A 16,475-nucleotide genomic window follows, 5' to 3' on the forward strand; every position below is an offset into this window, starting at 1 on the left:
AGCCGAGACGGAGTGGGGGTCGACCAGCGCTACATTAGCCAATGCATGCGCCAAGCTGCCATGCACGCTATCGCCAAGGCCAGCCGCTTGGAAATATGCATGCCGTGAACGAAGTGGGGAGAGGTGGCTCGGCGTGCAGCGCCGAGACGGAGCGGCGCCGGCGTCTGCGATTACGCGCCCGACAAGCTCACGCTGAACAGTCTGTAGAGCGGCTCGCCGTTTCCATGAACCGAAGAACCGCCTAGAGTTCCGCACGACGGACTTGAACCATCGGGGAGGGGAGCATCGCGATGAACGAAGCCACGCCGCTTAATCCGAGACCGCTTTCGGAAATCGCCAGCTATCACGCTCACATCTATTACGGAGATGAGGCGCAGCGCCGGCAGGCCGAATGGCTGCGCCAGCGCATCGGCGAGCGTTTTCGCGTGCGGCTCGGCAACTGGCGCGACGAGCCGGTCGGCCCGCACGAGCAGGCCATGTACCAAGTCTCCTTCGCCACCGAGATCTTCGCCACGCTGGTTCCCTGGCTGATGCTGAACCACGGCGGCTTGAGCATCCTCATCCACCCCAACACCACCAACCCCAAACGCGACCACCTGGTCGACCCGATCTGGATCGGCCACGCGCTGCCGGTGAAGGGCGAGGTGCTCGGCGAGGAGGACGAGGCGGAAGAGGCGCTGGAGGTGAATACTGAGCCGACGCTGGGGGTGTGAGGGTAGGGAACCTTTGGGATTGCGGCCCTGTTAGGCTGAAGGACGGCGTCCCTTACCCATCGGGCGCTCGACGAAGAGATCGTGCCGCGCTGACGAGAGTGGCGAATGCTGCTGCATGGGCTGTCTGTGATTGGGGCGTACGCCCGGGCAGCGGCGTGGCGGGAACGGCCATTATGGTCCGGTTCAGGTCAACCTATACGAATTTCGCCTCAGCCCATTCTGCGTACTCTGCTTCGGAATACCGGGCTTGTGATAAAAGTTGCCCGGCTTGAGCGATCAGCTTGCTCTGCAAATGCTTGTCGCCTGCGAGCAGATCGTCAAGATCGAACATCTTGCCAACGCCCGCACTCAGATCCAATGCACATTCAATCTCTGAAAACTGAGGAGGGTGATCAGGCGCTGGCAAAATGGCATATACATCTTTGACGGCGTGCACCGGAGCTTCGCATCGGAAAGCAAGTGAAAGCATATCCGGCCCATCAGGACCTGACTGATAGTAGCAACTGCTCAGCAGCTTCAATTGGCGCGGCGGTGCCGCGTGACTGAGAATCCCAAGCAACCATTTGCCCAGACCTAAGCAAAACAGCCGAAGGAATTGCGCATCCTGCTTTCCCCAGATAGCTGCTAAATCGGCCTTCAACTGGTCAAGATCCACGGCGACCAACTCGGCAAGCCGAGCGCGGAATTCGGCACTCGCATCAACATTGGCGTCAATTGCCAGCGTAAAACCGTCGCGGGCGAAGTCACCGAGCAGCGCCGGCTGGGCCTTTGTCGTTATGAACAGCAGCCACGGGGTCGAGGAATTAAGCTGCAAGCTTAGCAGCTTCCCCAGAGCTTCAAGTGGGCTTCCCTTCGCGTGTCCAACCTCGCGGAATGCAATTGAGTCGCAGAGGTCCAGGTTGATTGCGTGAAAAGGCCCAGCTTGCCGAGCACGTGCAGATGCTGGGCTGCGGTCGTTAGCGACCGCTTCCAACCGATCCTCTATGACGCTAGAAAACTCATCGATGGAAGATAGAGTTCTGACTTCGCTTTGCGACAACGCAAGCTCGGCCTGGTCAGGAGTATTGGGCCCGACACTATTGAAGCCTAAGTAGCGCAGCTTCACTCCAAGTGGCTGGCAAACTCCATGTAAGGCGCGGATGTCCAGCAGTTCGTTCCCTGGAAGCGTTAGATATCGGAAAGGATCGCCGCCCGCGAGGCCGAGCTGTGGAATAAGTTTCCTCACCTCCGAGCACCACTGTCGTATTCTAACAAACTGCTTGCGCGGATGATGCCAAGCAGCGAAAACCTTAGTTGGTGCAAGTGCATGTACCGGCTCAGGCTGATAGACCTCCAGCAGCCCTTCGGCGGTTTCTTCGTCGTCAGGTGTTGCCATCATATCTGAGCATCGTCGAAAAATACCGCCAAGATCGCATTCAAGAGCCGGTGCTGCTCCTCGTAGGACATGTCTTCGAAGAGTCCGAAGCCGTCGAGAATTGTCGCCACCGCTTTAAGTTTCATTTCGCGGTCCGCGGCGTCCCGCGGTGCATTCTTGCCATTTGGCGGCCTAGCAGAAGTCAGTTTGCTGCGGTCGAACGCTATGATGCCTTGTCGGCGCCGCTCAGCAGCAGCAGCAGGATTTGTCACTACCTCAACCGATGGCGGTCGCTCGGCAGGTTCCTTTCGGGCGGAATGCCAGGATCTCTCGACGAATCGATTTAGCCGATCCTTGTCCTGCTCTTGCCTCTCTTGCGCTTGCTCGTTCCGGATTGCCTCGCTGAGAGCCTTCTGAGTGTTAGCGAGTTGCCGCAGTGATCGATGTAGCCAATTGCTAAGTAGAGCATAATGAGGATGTGCAAAATTAAAAGACTCGCGATCAATGTTAAGCGCTGCATCCAAACCTTTAGTAACGAAAATCTCGGCTGTAACTTGCCGCAGTCGAGTCTGCTCTGATATTTGATACTTCATGAATGTATCGTCGAACAACGCTCCGCTGGCTCCATTTATTCGAACAAGGACGCCATTATTTTCTTTCGGAACGATTTTTGAATTCCAAAATAGGTAGGCTTCAAAGGCGAGATCGCCTCCTCTAACAGCGGAAGGGATCTTCGACAGATCGGGCGAATAGCGTCCGACAAACATCAACGGATTTTTGATCGCCTGGCGCTCTGAAGGCCACCATTCGAATGTAATCGGTCGCCGAAGCTCGACTTCATCAACAAAAACTTTGAAGCCACCCGCCGGAGCCTGAGCGCTATTTGTCAGTTCCGCAGCGTCGCGAATCCGCTCGCCGGGCTTGAGCTCCAGGGCGCGGGCTCGACCCCGCATATTCGTCAGCAGATAGGCGGCCGAGTCATCTTCTGTTGTCAAATCGAATGGATGTTTCCGCAGATATTCAATGGGCGCTGAAAGGCTCAAAGTCCATAGCGTCGAGAGATAGGTATCCAGAGTTGTTGCTAAGTCTGGCCGGTCCTGGGTCGTGCCTACTTGGTCTGCGAGCGCAGCACGCAATTTTTCAAATTTCGCTAAAGGCGGATCGGATTTTTTCCACGGCAGCTCTGGTTGCTTCCGAAACACCAACTCACCGTCTTCTGGGTCAGGCTCTTTTGCAAGAACGCCGCTATGGAAAATCGGTGCAGAAACAGCGGGATCGCGTTCATCCTCGGGAAGTTCAGCTTGCTCGAACCATCGATCCCAGCGCTCTCTGCTTCGCAAAATATCTCGAGCCCGCGGATGAAGCCGACGTAGGATAATCTGCGTACCTTGGGAGCTATGATCATCTGCCGGTACGCTAATCACACGTACGCGGCCGGTCTCGAATGTTCCGTCCGCTTTTTCGCTGCCATCTTCCATGTACGTCTTGAGAATTACGTCGGCAAAAAGGCGATAGTCGTTCCCTTTGATCTTGGTGATGATCTGGAAATGTGAGGTGAGCTGGCTCACTGAGAACAGACCAATACCTATCTTGCCAATTAGGCGCCGACCACCTGCGGAGAGATTGGGGTCAGTCTCGGATGTAGTGCCAATCTCTTTTCCTAGGCTTGTCCGTTTTGAACTCCCGCCAATGTGATGAATTAGCCGCGACAATGCGACCTCATCCATTCCACGGCCATTATCGCGGACCTCGATGCGGGAATATCTCGGCGCATCGGTGTCTATGTACATTTCGGTTGCGTCGGCATCGTAGCCGTTTGAGATTAGCTCTCTGAGCGCGGATGAGGGTTGTCGGTAAATGCCGTCCGTGATCCGTGCCAACACACGGTCATCAGTCCGGAGGATCGCTTCCGCCGGCTTGCCGCTCTCGCGCGATGCTCGCATATCTTGCGTGAAGCGACGTTCGTCTTCGAGAATCGCGTTCTGCTCAGCTTTACCGATGGGTTCTCCAACCATTACTTCACCTGGCTGAATAGTTGAGCATGACGTCCTCCTTAAGCCGCGTCGTTTTGCTTTAGCTGACTGAGCAACGTGGCCACAGAACGTCCCACAGCTTCCGCCATCGGCGGCGGTACAGCCTCGCTGACCTGATCGATCTGCGATGAGAGCGAACCGAGAAGTTCGTATTCGTGCGGAAACCCTTGGAGCAGCATTGCTTCGTAGACACTGAGGCGCCTATGGCAGTCGGGATGAATATGAACTTCCCGATGACCATAGGCCACCGTGATGCTTGGCCTGTCCCATGCAAGCGTCTTGAAGCTGCGATGACGGCTGTTGCCTGCCTGCAGACCATTCATAAAGCGAGCAGACTTCGGCGTCATACACCAGTGATTGCGGTGATGGGGGAAATTCTTTGGATCTGCCGACCTCGAGAAATACACCGGCTCAGGCAGCCCCCTCAGTACTTTTTCGACAGAGAGATTTCGCTCACCGTCGGCGGCTTTCGGAGGCGGCCGCCATTCAATCTTCCCGAAAACATTCCGGTTGAGGCCGACAATAAACAGGCGCTCCCGGTTTTGGGGTGTTCCGTAATCGGCCGCGTTGAGCAACTGCTCAGAAACATGGAAGCCGGCGTCGGAAAGCGTTTTCTTGAAAAGACTCAGCCGATGTGAATGTAGTCCGCTTCGTAACCCCTTGACGTTTTCCATGACGAAGAACTTCACGGGATTTCGGTCATTAAGCGTCTTTAGCAGGCGCGCATACACCAGCGGGAGCTGATGCCTCGGATCGGTTTCTGTGATTGTACGATTCGCTTGGCTAAAACTCTGACAGGGCGGCCCTCCAATAAGCCCTTCCGGTTTGAACTCCTCCCCCCACAATCTGTCGAGCATTTCGAGTGTAATGTTATTCACATCTTCGCAATGGCCGTGGACATCTCCTGGCCGGTTATGGTTATAAGATTGGATGCTATCGGCCTTCTTGTCAAAGGCTAGGCCAACCCTGAATTTTGCGCGTTCAAAGCCAAGGTCTAGCCCCCCCGCACCGGAAAATAAACTCAGCAGCAAAAAACAGGCTCCTTGCTCCTGATTCCCGGTCACCAACGGATCGTATTATAATTTCATTTCTCAGGACTTACCAGAAGACGACATGGGTAATGGCTGATTTAATGACGCCTGCGCAGCGCAGCCGGTGCATGTCGCGCATCGGCTCCAAAAACACCAAGCCTGAACTGACGCTACGCCGGAAACTTTTCGCCAAAGGGCTCCGCTTTAGAACCGGGCTGAAATTGCATGGCAACCCGGATATTGTCTTCACTCGTGCCCGTCTTGCAGTGTTCGTCGATGGTTGCTTCTGGCACGGCTGCCCCCAGCATGGAACTATGCCTAAGTCGAATTTAGATTACTGGTCAATGAAGCTGAAGCGGAACCAGGACAGGGATACGGCAGTCAATGCCGCACTTCGTGCACAGGGCTGGAGAGTCCTGCGATACTGGGCTCACGAAATCGCCGAAGATCTCGACCGTGTTGCAGCAGACATCGAGGCTAAGTGGCGAGCAGCTCGGGGCAGGTAGTTTACTAGCCCTGCACCCGTCACTCGCCGACGAGGCAAAAATCCGCCCCCTGCAGCAGGTTGCGTTGTGACGTATCCCTTTAGATCGTTCTATCAATCGCCACCGCGATCCCGCCGTCGATCCAAGGCTCGGTCTCAGGATACTGTTCCGCCAGCCTGCGGAGCAGCACCCTGATGCCCTGGCCTCGATATCGTGCCTTGCCTTGCCCCGGCGAGGCGCCCAGCGCGTTCCAGCGGGTGATGTCGGCAAGCTAGGGCCGACCCTTCCGGTCCTCAACCTTCCTCCGGCACCACAAATGAAAGCGCGATCAGGTCGTCGACGTCGATGCCGCCATGGCCGTTGTCCAGCACGTCCGCGACCTTTTGAAAGGCCAGCATGTCATCCATGCTGAGCTTGGCTTCCCGCAGCCTGTCTTGCAGGCCCGCCACCTTGGTTTCCAGGATCCTGGACGTCTCGATCATGCTTGCCTCCGTTATTCTCCAACGCCGCGTTCCACACGCTCAGCATCAGGCACGTGAACACGACCGGCCCGATGAAAAGGCCGATCGCCACGGCCGCCGCGATGCCCATCCGCTCCGCTTTCGCGGCGATCCTTGCAAAGCCGTCATCGGCCGGGACGAGGATGGAAAGATCGCCGTGTTGGAGCGCGCTGTTGTCGTTTACGGCCGTCGGGGGCATCTCCCACCGCTCTCGGAAAGGAAGCTGCTGCTCGCCAAAGGGTTCGCGGGCACTCATCCGCATAGGTCACACCCCCGAAAACGCCGCCTTGCCGTGGCGTTCGAAAAGCGCCAGCTTGGCCGAATAGCCAAGCCTGAGCTTGGTCTTGCAGGCATCGCACCGGAAGGTGCTCACCGACTTGAACCATGAACCGTTCCTGATGATCGGCCGGCGGCAATTCGGGCATTCATAGCGAAGACTCACGTCCCGCAGCTCCTCGGAAATCGACATTGTCCACCTCTGTCCCCAGCCCCTGTTCTTTCTACGGATGCCCACCACCTGGGAGCAGGTGGCGGGCGATCCAGCCAACTGACGATGAAGGGACTGATTGCTCGTCAGCGCAGCCCTAATGAGATCGCAGGGATTATGTTTCGCGCGATGGACCAATGCGCTGGCGAATGGGACCTCAGTCGGAGAGAGGGCCCATCTGTGGAACCCAACGTTCTTCGGCGCCTATCATGGGCGGGCGGGTCTGAACTTCTCAGATCCATTCCGAACCATAGGAACATTAGCGCGCCCTAAGGGTTCTCTCAGCAAGGATCGCACACCCAGGTGGAACCATGGCCGAGTTGGCATTCGCTTTTGTGTACTATTCGGGGCTGACCGGACCCGACATGCTGGGTGCGGTCGTGTCTTTGACCGCGGGGCTTCTTCTCTACAACGTCGTGCGGGAAGACCGGCCAAACCGATAACCAGCCCGATAATCATGAGCGGCCCGGCTCGAAAGCAGGTGGTGTCCGCAAGCCTGACCGGCGGGGGCAATGGACTGGAGACAGGGCGCCTGCCGAACGAAGGACGCTTGGAACAGCCGCTCTAAGGAACATTAGCGAACGCTAATTATTAATCCTCCATAGGAGGACCTGCCATGCACAGCATTATCTATCTCATCGGCCTCGTGGTCGTCATTCTCGCCATCTTGAGCTTTTTCGGGCTTAGACGGTAAGGGCAACCCCAAGCGGCCGGCACGGTCGCCAGACATGCCGGTTTCAAATTCGACAGTGCCAATATCATGGCGCCAGCCAAGGAAACCCGCGGATGGAGGTGGCTGCGGATATCTTCGCCTATGTCTGGGACGCCTGCGTGCTGCAGCGGTTCTGTCGATACATTCGTCGCCGCCCGAAATCAAACGGCAGCGGGAACTGCGTGAGCGGCTCGACAGCCAATGGTGGGCGTGTGACGGCCAGCCGCCGGTTCAATCACCCCCCAGCCAGCCGCGGCAGCAGGAAAATCTCCGCCCCCTCCGGCAATTCCTTGCTCCACGTATCCCGATAGATCGTGCCGTCGATCGCCACGGCGATTCCCCGATCGATCCACGGCTCGATCCCGGGATACTGTTCCGCCAGCTTGCGGAACAGCTCCCTGATGTCCTTGGCCTCGATCTCGTGCTTGGCCTTGCCGCCGGCGACGGCGCTGAGCGAGCCCCAGAGGGTGACGGCGACCATTAGCGCCTCAAGGTGTGTCGATATTTCAGGTGAGGCCGGCCTGCGAATGAAGGCTTCCTGCGCTTCCGGTGCTCACGTACGTCAAGTACGCTCCGCTCCGGTTCTCGGAAGCCATCATTCTCGGCTCGGCCTGACCTGAATCTCATCACACCTTGCCCTAACTTGGATACCTCTCAGCCTTCCCGTTCCGCGTCGAGCGCCGCGAGAATGCGCGGCGGCGACATCGGGATGTGGGTCATGCGCACGCCGACCGCGTTCGACACCGCGTTGGCGATCGCCGCCAGCGGCGGCACGATCGAGGTCTCGCCCACGCCGCGCACGCCATAGGGGTGGTTGGGGTTGGGAATTTCCAGGATTTGCGTGTCGATCATCGGCAGGTCGGAGCAGACCGGGATGCGGTAGTCGAGGAAGCCGGCATTCTGCAGCCGCCCGTCCTTGCCGTAGATATACTCCTCGTTGAGCGCCCAGCCGATGCCCTGCGCGGCACCGCCCTGGTACTGGCCCTCGACATAGGTCGGGTGCACCGCCTTGCCGGCGTCCTGCACCACCGTGTAGCGGATCACCCTGGTCGAGCCCGTCTCGGGATCGACCTCGACGTCGCAGATATGGGTGGCAAAGGAGACGCCCGCGCCGTCGGCGACGAGCTCGCTATGGCCGGCGATCGGCCCGCCGGTGGTGCCCGACTTGGCCGCGATGTCCTTCAGCGACAGCGGCGAGAGGTTGCCGTATTTCTCGCCCTTGGCGATGGCGTGGCCCTTTTCCCAGGTCACGTCCTCCACCGGGATGTCCCACATCTGCGCGGCGCGATCCTTGAGAATCTTGATCGCGTTGCGGGCGGCCGAGATCGTCGCCATCGACGAGGAGAAGGTGCCGCGGCTGCCGTCGGTCATGTCGTTGTAGCCCAGCGAGGACGTGTCGGCGACAATCGCCTTGACATTGGAGTAGTCGATGCCGAGCTCCTCCGCCGCCACCAGCGACAGCGAGGCGCGGGACCCGCCGACATCGACGGTGCCGACGGCCAGCGACACCGTGCCGTCCATGCCGATGTTCAGATCCGTGCAGGTCTGGCCGCCGAAGTTGAACCAGAAGCCGCAAGCCATGCCGCGCCCCTGGTTGGCTTTCAGCGGCGCCTTCATATGCGGATGGCTCTTCACCGCTTCCAGCGTCGGCCCGATGCCGATCGGTCCGTAGACCGGGCCGTAGGACGAGCGCGTGCCTTCCTGCGCGGCGTTCTTGATGCGGAAGTCCACCGCATCCATGCCGAGCTCCTTGGCGAGCTCGTCCACCGCGCTTTCCACGGCAAAGGCGGCCATCGGCGCGGAGGGCGCGCGATAGGCCGCGGTCTTGGGCCGATTGACCAGCACTTCGTAGCCGACGGTCTTGACGTTCTCGAGCTTGTAGCAGGCGAAGGCCGTCATGGCGCCGATCTCGGCCCAGGAGCCGGCATAGGGGCCGCAGCTATAGCGCAGCGTCGCTTCCGCCGCGGTGATCGTGCCGTCCTTCCTGGCGCCGATCTTGACGTCGATCGAGGTGGCGCTGGTCGGGCCCGAGGCGCGAAAAACCTCGTCGCGGGTCATCACCAGTTTTACGGGACGGCCGGCCTTGCGCGACAGCGCCAGCGCCACCGGCTCGGCCCAGACATGGGTCTTGCCGCCGAACCCGCCGCCGATCTCCGACGAGGTGACGCGCAGCTTCGAGGCTTCGAGCCCAAGCAGCTGGGCGCAATGCTGGCGATAGACGAAATGGCCCTGCGTGCAGACCCACAGATCCGCCGTGCCGTCCGGGTTGACGCTCGCCACGCAGGCATGCGGCTCGATATAGCCCTGATGCGTCTGCTCGGTCTTGAACGAGCGCTCGACGATGAAATCGGCCTCGGCGAAACCCTTGTGGACATCGCCATGGCCGAACTGGGTGCGCTTGGTGACGTTGGAGGGCTTGGCCGGCTTTTCCTCCAGGCCCTCGGTATAGACCTGATCGTTGATCAGCGGCGCATGGTGCTGCGCGGCCTCGTCGACATCGGTGACATGCGGCAGCACTTCATAGTCGACCTCGATCAGCTTCAGCGCCTGGCGGGCGGTGCGGGCGTCGATCGCCGCCACCGCGGCCACCGCATGGCCGTCATAGAGGGCCTTCTTGCGCGCCATGCAGTTGTCGAGGATGTCGTACATGGCGGCATCGCCATCGGTGAGGTCGGGCAGGTCCTTGGCCGTGATCACCGCCTTCACGCCGGCGAGCTTTTCCGCCTTCGAAGTATCGATGCTTTTGATCACCGCATGCGCGTGTGGGCTGCGCAGCACGCGGCCAACCAGCTGGCCAGCCATGTTGAAGTCGGCGCCATAGCGGGCGCGTCCCGTCACCTTGTCGACGCCGTCGGGGCGGACCGGCCGGGTGCCGACCGAGGAGAAATTGCGTCCGGAGTAGCGCGGATCGAAGTTCATGATCAGGCTCCCTTCATCACGTTTGCCGCATCCTGGACGGCGCGCACGATCTTGTCATAGCCGGTGCAGCGGCAGAGATTGCCGGCGAGGCCGAAGCGGATTTCCTCCTCGGTGGGCGAGGGGTTCTTCTCCAGCAGGTCCTTGGCCGCGATCAGGAAGCCCGGCGTGCAGATGCCGCATTGCAAGGCCGCGTGCTCCAAAAACTTCTGCTGCAGCGGATGCAGCTGGTCGCCATGCGCCATGCCTTCGATGGTCTCGACCTTGCGGCCCTCGGCTTCCGCGCCCAGCACCAGGCAGGAGCAGACCAGCCTGCCGTCGACGATGACGCTGCAGGCGCCACAGTCGCCGGTGCCGCAGCCTTCCTTGGCGCCGGTGAGCCCCAGCCGGTCGCGCAGCACGTCCAGCAGCGTCTCGTCGGGCTGGCACAGATATTCGACGGCGTCGCCGTTGATCGTGGTTGATACAGCTATACCGGCCATTATTTGCCTCCCGCACGCTTGTAGGCGGTCGTTGCGGCTCTCTGCGCCAGCACGCCCGCGACTTTCCGTCTGAATTCGATGGTGCCGCGCTTGTCGTCGATCGGGCGGCAGGCGCCGGAGCAGATCTTGGCCAGCCGCTCCAGCGTTTCTTCGTCGAGCTTCGAGCCGACCAGCACTTGCCCGGCTTCCTCGACCAGAAGCACCGTGGGTGCGGCGGCGCCGAGCGCCACGCGGGCGGTCTTGATCGCGCCCTTCTCGTCGAGCGTCAGGTTCACGCCGGCGCTGACCACCGCGATGTCCATCTCGGTGCGCGGAATGAAGCGCAGATAGGCGTCGCCCGCATGCTCAGGCCGCTTGTCGAGCAGGATCGCCTCGATCATCTCGCCCTTGGCCAAAGATGTGCGGCCGGGTCCGGTCGGCACGGTTTCCACGGCAATCGTGCGCTTGCCCGAAGGCCCGGCGACGACTGCTTGTGCCGCTGCCGCGACCAGCGCCGGCACGCTGTCGGCGGCGGGCGAGGCGTTGCACAGATTGCCGGTGATGGTGCAGCGGCCCTGCACCTGCTTGGAGCCGATCAGGTTGGCCGCCTCGACCACGCCCGGCCATGCCTGCTTGAGCGCCTTGTTCTCGCCCAGCACCGCGCAGGGCACCGCGGCGCCGATCCGAAAACCGTCGGCCGTTTCGGCAATGTCGGCCAGGCCGCCGATCGCCTTGATGTCGACGATCAGCTCGGGCTCGATGAAGCCGCCCTTCATCCTCACCAAAAGGTCGCTGCCCCCGGCCAGGATCGCGGCCGGGCCTACTGCCTTGGCGAGCTCGCCAACGGCATCTTCGATTGAAAGCGGACGTATGTAACGCATCGTCTCCCCTTGGTGGTCATAATCGGATCGCCCGTTATAAAGCGTCTGGTTATAATGGCCATCCCGTTCGTGCATGTCCGGGTTGGGCCAGAGCCCTATTCCAGATGCGCCCAGAGGGCAGGCCAAGGGGGAGGCAGCGCGACAGAGCCGGATGCGGCAATCGCCCAGACGGAGCCATTCATGCGATTAACGCCATGCGCGTCGCCTATTGCCTGCGTGGCGGCGTTGGCGAAGCAGCGCCGACCGTGCGGAATGGTCGAAGATGGCTTTGAGACAAGGCAGGGGGCGTCGGCTCGCAAAAGCATGGCCAAGAAATTCGCATTTCTTTTGGTGCGCGATTTCACCTTGTCGCCGCTGTCGCTGTTCATCGACACGCTGAGACTCGCCGGCGACGAGGGCGACCGCAGCCGCAGGATCGAGTTCGACTGGGAGATCGTCGGCGAGCGCGGCCTGCCGATCCGCGCCAGCTGCGGCGTCGAATTGCTGCCAACGAGAGCGATGGGCAATCCGGAGGATTTCGACAATGTCGTGGTGGTCGGCGGCCTGCTCGACACCAGCCGCAAGCTGAGTTCGGAAAAGGAGGCGTTCCTGCTGCGCGCTGCGCAGAAGGGCGTGCCGCTCACCGCGCTCTGCACCGGCAGCTTCGTGCTGGCGCGCTACGGCCTGCTCGACGGCTACAGCGCCGCGGTCAGCTGGTTCCACATCAAGGATTTTCGCGCCGAGTTCCCCGATGTGAACGCGCATGCTGACAGCCTCTATTCCGTCGACCGCGGCCGCGCCACTTGCGCCGGCGGCACGGGCGCGGCCGATCTCGCCGGCTATTTCGTCTCGCAATTCATCGGCCGGAAGGCGGCGGAAAAGGCGGCCAAGATTCTCGTGCTCGACCGTATCCGCTCCAGCCGCGACGTGCAGCCGGTCGGCGACCTTTTTCCAGCGGCCGCGAGCCGCGCGGTGAAGCGGGCGCTGCTCCTGATGGAAAGCAATCTGCAGGAGCCGATCCCGGTCGCCGAGATCGCCGCCAGGCAGAACTGCTCGCGCCGCCAGCTCGAGCGCCTGTTCGGCGCCGAGCTCGGCATCGGCCCGATGGCCGCCTATCTGGCGCTCAGGGTTCACTATGCCAGATCGCTGCTGGAAGGCAGCGACCTCGCGATCGGCGAGATCGCCTATCGCTGCGGCTTTGCCAATGCCGGCCATTTCAGCCGTGTCTTTCGCCAACAGGCCGGCATCACGCCGACCCATCTCAGGCACCCGAATCGGGTTTTGGCGAATGACGTTGCCAAGTAGCGTCCCTGTGAACGACCTCGGCAAGCTGGTTTCTATGTCACAGCGATGACCTTCCCCGTCGCACTAAGGCGACACAGGACCTTCGCTTGTCGCACTTGGATGCCGCCTGAAAGCGCATAATTTATTCGCACCTCGATCGGCGCCGCCAGACCGGCTTTGCGTTGGCGCATCGGACCGGCGCTGACCGCGTATACGCGCACAGCACCAAGCGGCGTCGTGACCGACATGATCGCCGCGCGGCAAGCGCTCACGACTTTGGGCGGCGTGCCTGGCTTCGCTTTCAACGATACAAGGGGCGCAAAAGGATAGCCCGCTCCAAACCGCCCGAACTCCCCGCCACCGGTGCTGGAGGGTTTGAGGATGGATGGCAGGCTGATCGCGGTTGTCGCGCTTCTGGCGGAGAAAACGGTGGGATTGTCGGGGGGCGCGGTGTCCCCGGTGCCTGACGTTGCGGTGCCGGCATCCGTCGACACGCCGGCGCTTGCGCTGCCTGCAGCGTCACCCGTCGAAACGCTGGCGCCAATCGACCCGGTACCAGCATTCGCGGACGCGCCAAGGCTCGCCCCTCCTGCGCCTGCCGACGCGCCAAGGCTGACGCCGCCTGAGCTCACCGACGCGCCAACGCTTGCGCCGCCCAAGCCGCCGACATTTGCCCCCAAGCCAGCGGAGACACCTTGTGATCCGGCGCCCAGTCCAGCGCCGACGCCAATGCCGCCGACCTTGCCGCCACCGCCGACATCAAGGGCGGCCGCCGGTCCGGTAGCGGCTGCGATCATCAAAGCGACCGCCACGTATTTGCCCATTTCAGGACCCCTCCTGGGCATGCGTTCGTGCCAATCCAAATGTACTGCTGACCATCATCATCGAGGTGGGGTCGGAAGCAACGCGTCGGGGAGAGTGATCGTCGTCGCCACCAGAACCCGTTTCGGTGATCTTGGGATCTTCGCTCTGTTCTTATCCTGCAAGCCTGTTCGGCGGACAGCTTGGCCATTCTGGCTGGCAAGTGGAACCGCGGCGGAACGCAACCCGGGCGCGCGCTCCATCTGCGCTGTGCGGCGCGCACTTTGCGCCTTGACCAGGTCGATCGCCTTTCGCGCAGCGGTGAGAGCGACGGACATGTCGGTCAGCTTTTGACGCTCCTGCTCAAGCGCTGCGTTCAAGTCGGCAGATGCCTGCTTCGCAGCGTCTCTTTCCCGACGGGCGTCATCGGCATCGCTTGCGGCCGAAACCGCGCGCGTGTGTTCCAGATCTAATGCCTGGTTGACATGCTTTGCGGCAGTAACCGCCAGCTGGAGGTCCTTTAGGGCGGTGGCCCGCTCGGCCGCAGCCAGATTTGCGCGTTTCTGATCGGCCTCGCCGGCCTGGCGAGCCATGGCGAGTTCGTGCTCGAATTGTTCGACCTTATGGCGCTCTTCGGCAACCGATTGATTTGCCTCGGCCAGGGACGCTTCCACAGCGTTGCGTGCTTCGTTTGCAGAAATCAATTGTGCCTTCAAGTCTTTGATGACGCGCTGCGCCGCTTCCAGATCGAGTTTGAGGGTTCCGTTGCTTTGGTTCGCCTCTCTCAGGGCCTTTGTCTGCTCTGCGGAGGTGCTGGCCAACAGCCTTGCCTGGGCGCTTGCTGTGCGCTCGGCATCCTGACTCAGGCCCAGTTGCGCTTTTGTCGACGCCAGTTCGCCTCGCGCTGCCGCGATCTGTTGCTGGATTTCGGCGCTGTTGTCTGGGGGAGATACCGCCGCCAAGAGGAGGATGCATCCGGGAATGGCGCTCCACCTCCAGTGGCGCATGCTGAAGCGAACCCACGCCGGGCGCGGGTCGTCTTCGAACTCCTCGTAAGATCCATGTATGGACGTCACTGGCCACGGTCCTCTGTCTGCCGGTATTCTTCGCGTTGCTCAAGAAACACGTCATAGCGGCTGTGCGCAAAATTAAGATTTTCGGTCTTGGCGGTCCGCTCCGTGTTGAACTCCATCTACAGCTTGGACAACTTGTATTTTGCGCAGTTGACGGGCTGCTTATACCAGGTACGCTTTTAGGGGCAGGATGCATCATCCAAATGGACTAGATGTCATGATTGATCGTCTCGAAGCAGAACTTCTCGATGGCGAGCTGATCAATGTCGGGCAGTCTAAGCGCGCGGTTGCTGCTGCGCAAAATGATGAGGGTCCGCGATGACCCTGGTCGGGTCGCATGACCGGTCTGGCCGATTGCGCCGGCGCGCAAACGAGCCGTAGCTTCGTGACGAGCGGCGCGCCGCTGTTTCAACAGTCGAATTCGCCTTCGGAACGCCATGCCGCATTATCCCGACGCCATGCCTGGATCGAAAACCCTGTTCGAGCGCGCCAGGAAGGTGATGCCGGGCGGCAATACGCGCACCACGGTCTTCGTCGATCCGTTTCCGATCTACGCCGCGCGCGGCGAGGGGTGCAGGGTCTGGGACGTCGACGGCAATGCCTATTACGACTGCATCAACAATTTCACCGCGATGATCCATGGCTATGCGCATCCCGATGTCACCGCGGCCGTCGTCGAGCAGCTGCCCTTCGGCACCGCTTTCGGCGCCCCGACGCTGAGCGAGATCGAGCTTGCCGAGCTGCTGGTCGAGCGGCTGCCCTCCGTCGACCAGATCCGCTTCACCAACTCCGGCACCGAGGGCGTGATGATGGCGATCAAGGCCGCGCGCGCCTTCACCGCGCGGCCGAAGATCGTCAAGATCGAAGGCGCCTATCACGGATCCTACGATTTCGCCGAAGTCAGCCTGGACTCATCGCCCGCCAATTGGGGCGATCTGCCGAGATCCACGCCCTATGCCAGGGGCACGCCGCGCGGCGTGCTGGAGGACGTGATCGCCGTGCCCTTCAACGACAGCGAGGCACTGCGCGCCGTCTTCGCCACCGAGGGCGACAACATCGCGGCGGTGCTGATCGACCCGATGCCCAACCGTGCCGGCCTCATACCGGCGCGTCGTGACTATCTTCAGGCCATGGTCGAGACCGCCCATGCGGCGGGCGCGCTGGTGATCTTCGACGAGGTCATCTCGTTTCGGCTTGGATGGTCCGGCGCGCAAGGCTTGTGGGGCATCGAGCCGGACCTGACGGCGCTCGGAAAAATCATCGGCGGCGGTTTCCCGGTGGGCGCCGTGGGCGGGTGCGCCGATGTCATGGCGGTGTTCGACCCGACCGGGGGCAAGCCGGCGCTTCCGCACGGCGGCACCTTCACCGCCAATCCGGTCACCATGCGCGCCGGCCTTGCCTCGATGCGGGCGCTGACGATAGAGAGCTTTGCTCATCTCGATCGTCTGGGCGCGTTCCTGCGCGACGGCGTCACGGCCTCATTCGAAAAGCATGGGCTCGCCGGCCAATGCGTCGGCCTCGGCTCGCTGTTCAAGGTTCATTTCACGTCGCACCCCGTCACGGATTACCGCTCGATCTACCCAGGGCCGGTCGAGCACAGGAAGTTCGACACCTTCCACAAGGGTTTGCTTGGCCGCGGCGTTCTGTCCGCCAGCTACGGCCTGTTCGCGCTGTCGACGCCGATGACCGAGGAAGATGCCAGCGCCATTCTTCAAGCGATCGACGAGACCTTGGGCGACGTCGCCGCGTTGTCGTGAAAGCAGGC

Annotated in this window: 15 protein-coding genes; 4 read left to right on the top strand and 11 right to left on the bottom strand. The window is 61.3% G+C overall.

The annotated features are described in order from the left end of the window. Positions 1 to 290: 290 nt before the first annotated feature. Positions 291 to 713, top strand: a complete 423-nt coding sequence (locus tag LB525_RS24830) for a DOPA 4,5-dioxygenase family protein (protein ID WP_224548375.1) — start codon at positions 291 to 293, stop codon at positions 711 to 713. 193 nt (positions 714 to 906) lie between these two features. Here the strand turns inward: LB525_RS24830 and LB525_RS24835 are convergent, their stop codons facing one another. The 3 genes from LB525_RS24835 to LB525_RS24845 are packed head-to-tail and all read right to left on the bottom strand — an operon-like array spanning position 907 to position 5,164. Then, positions 907 to 2,091 carry a PP_RS20740 family protein gene (locus LB525_RS24835; protein WP_224548378.1) on the bottom strand — a complete coding sequence of 395 codons (1,185 nt, stop codon included), beginning with the start codon at positions 2,089 to 2,091 and terminating at the stop codon, positions 907 to 909. Beyond that, entirely contained in the window at positions 2,088 to 4,082 is a 1,995-nt protein-coding gene (locus tag LB525_RS24840; RefSeq protein WP_224548389.1) for an ATP-binding protein, read from the bottom strand. The genes LB525_RS24835 and LB525_RS24840 overlap by 4 nt, the downstream gene beginning before the upstream one ends. Positions 4,083 to 4,120: 38 nt before the next feature. Continuing rightward, complete coding sequence (locus LB525_RS24845) at positions 4,121 to 5,164, bottom strand: DNA cytosine methyltransferase (RefSeq protein WP_224548391.1); 1,044 nt, start codon at positions 5,162 to 5,164, stop codon at positions 4,121 to 4,123. A gap of 68 nt (positions 5,165 to 5,232) precedes the next feature. On the opposite strand from LB525_RS24845, the gene LB525_RS24850 reads away from it, so the two are divergent. After that, complete coding sequence (locus LB525_RS24850; RefSeq protein WP_224548557.1) at positions 5,233 to 5,637, top strand: very short patch repair endonuclease; 405 nt, start codon at positions 5,233 to 5,235, stop codon at positions 5,635 to 5,637. 272 nt (positions 5,638 to 5,909) lie between these two features. On the opposite strand, the gene LB525_RS24855 is transcribed toward LB525_RS24850, so the two are convergent. From LB525_RS24855 to LB525_RS24880, 6 genes are all read right to left on the bottom strand, one after another. After that, on the bottom strand, positions 5,910 to 6,098 hold the full coding sequence (locus LB525_RS24855; protein ID WP_095768245.1) for a hypothetical protein: 189 nt from the start codon (positions 6,096 to 6,098) through the stop codon (positions 5,910 to 5,912). A gap of 283 nt (positions 6,099 to 6,381) precedes the next feature. Beyond that, positions 6,382 to 6,558 carry a hypothetical protein gene (locus LB525_RS24860; protein ID WP_224548393.1) on the bottom strand — a complete coding sequence of 59 codons (177 nt, stop codon included), beginning with the start codon at positions 6,556 to 6,558 and terminating at the stop codon, positions 6,382 to 6,384. Positions 6,559 to 7,550: 992 nt separating this feature from the next. After that, entirely contained in the window at positions 7,551 to 7,796 is a 246-nt protein-coding gene (locus tag LB525_RS24865; RefSeq protein WP_140726707.1) for a MoaD/ThiS family protein, read from the bottom strand. A gap of 173 nt (positions 7,797 to 7,969) precedes the next feature. Then, the gene (locus tag LB525_RS24870; protein ID WP_224548395.1) at positions 7,970 to 10,234 is read right to left on the bottom strand and encodes a xanthine dehydrogenase family protein molybdopterin-binding subunit; all 2,265 of its coding nucleotides are present in this window, start codon (positions 10,232 to 10,234) and stop codon (positions 7,970 to 7,972) included. A 2-nt stretch (positions 10,235 to 10,236) separates the two neighbouring features. Further along, positions 10,237 to 10,713: a (2Fe-2S)-binding protein gene (locus tag LB525_RS24875; RefSeq protein WP_095768250.1), complete on the bottom strand. Its 477-nt coding sequence runs from the start codon at positions 10,711 to 10,713 to the stop codon at positions 10,237 to 10,239. After that, the gene (locus tag LB525_RS24880) at positions 10,713 to 11,573 is read right to left on the bottom strand and encodes an FAD binding domain-containing protein (protein WP_224548397.1); all 861 of its coding nucleotides are present in this window, start codon (positions 11,571 to 11,573) and stop codon (positions 10,713 to 10,715) included. Before LB525_RS24880 ends, LB525_RS24875 begins: the two co-directional genes overlap by 1 nt. 303 nt (positions 11,574 to 11,876) lie before the next feature. Between LB525_RS24880 and LB525_RS24885 the strand changes: the two genes are divergently transcribed. Further along, positions 11,877 to 12,857, top strand: coding sequence for a GlxA family transcriptional regulator (locus LB525_RS24885; RefSeq protein ID WP_224548399.1), 981 nt, complete (start codon positions 11,877 to 11,879; stop codon positions 12,855 to 12,857). Positions 12,858 to 12,889: 32 nt separating this feature from the next. On the opposite strand, the gene LB525_RS24890 is transcribed toward LB525_RS24885, so the two are convergent. After that, positions 12,890 to 13,660: a hypothetical protein gene (locus LB525_RS24890; protein WP_224548401.1), complete on the bottom strand. Its 771-nt coding sequence runs from the start codon at positions 13,658 to 13,660 to the stop codon at positions 12,890 to 12,892. Positions 13,661 to 13,717: 57 nt separating this feature from the next. Continuing rightward, positions 13,718 to 14,599, bottom strand: coding sequence for a hypothetical protein (locus LB525_RS24895; RefSeq protein WP_224548403.1), 882 nt, complete (start codon positions 14,597 to 14,599; stop codon positions 13,718 to 13,720). A 548-nt stretch (positions 14,600 to 15,147) separates the two neighbouring features. Here LB525_RS24895 and LB525_RS24900 point away from each other — a divergent pair. Further along, on the top strand, positions 15,148 to 16,467 hold the full coding sequence (locus LB525_RS24900) for an aspartate aminotransferase family protein (RefSeq protein WP_224548405.1): 1,320 nt from the start codon (positions 15,148 to 15,150) through the stop codon (positions 16,465 to 16,467). The last annotated feature ends 8 nt before the right edge of the window (positions 16,468 to 16,475 follow it).

The sequence above is a fragment of the Mesorhizobium sp. CA16 genome, from assembly GCF_020165175.1.
Lineage (GTDB): Bacteria > Pseudomonadota > Alphaproteobacteria > Rhizobiales > Rhizobiaceae > Mesorhizobium.

Bases quoted from the DNA above. Each gene is read 5' to 3' on its own strand.
- LB525_RS24890 (WP_224548401.1), bottom strand. From the start codon at position 13,660: ATGGGCAAATACGTGGCGGTCGCTTTGATGATCGCAGCCGCTACCGGA.
- LB525_RS24900 (WP_224548405.1), top strand. From the start codon at position 15,148: ATGCCGCATTATCCCGACGCCATGCCTGGATCGAAAACCCTGTTCGAG.
- LB525_RS24880 (WP_224548397.1), bottom strand. From the start codon at position 11,573: ATGCGTTACATACGTCCGCTTTCAATCGAAGATGCCGTTGGCGAGCTC.
- LB525_RS24840 (WP_224548389.1), bottom strand. From the start codon at position 4,082: ATGGTTGGAGAACCCATCGGTAAAGCTGAGCAGAACGCGATTCTCGAA.
- LB525_RS24830 (WP_224548375.1), top strand. From the start codon at position 291: ATGAACGAAGCCACGCCGCTTAATCCGAGACCGCTTTCGGAAATCGCC.
- LB525_RS24855 (WP_095768245.1), bottom strand. From the start codon at position 6,098: ATGATCGAGACGTCCAGGATCCTGGAAACCAAGGTGGCGGGCCTGCAA.
- LB525_RS24875 (WP_095768250.1), bottom strand. From the start codon at position 10,713: ATGGCCGGTATAGCTGTATCAACCACGATCAACGGCGACGCCGTCGAA.
- LB525_RS24885 (WP_224548399.1), top strand. From the start codon at position 11,877: ATGGCCAAGAAATTCGCATTTCTTTTGGTGCGCGATTTCACCTTGTCG.
- LB525_RS24870 (WP_224548395.1), bottom strand. From the start codon at position 10,234: ATGAACTTCGATCCGCGCTACTCCGGACGCAATTTCTCCTCGGTCGGC.
- LB525_RS24835 (WP_224548378.1), bottom strand. From the start codon at position 2,091: ATGATGGCAACACCTGACGACGAAGAAACCGCCGAAGGGCTGCTGGAG.
- LB525_RS24850 (WP_224548557.1), top strand. From the start codon at position 5,233: ATGACGCCTGCGCAGCGCAGCCGGTGCATGTCGCGCATCGGCTCCAAA.
- LB525_RS24865 (WP_140726707.1), bottom strand. From the start codon at position 7,796: ATGGTCGCCGTCACCCTCTGGGGCTCGCTCAGCGCCGTCGCCGGCGGC.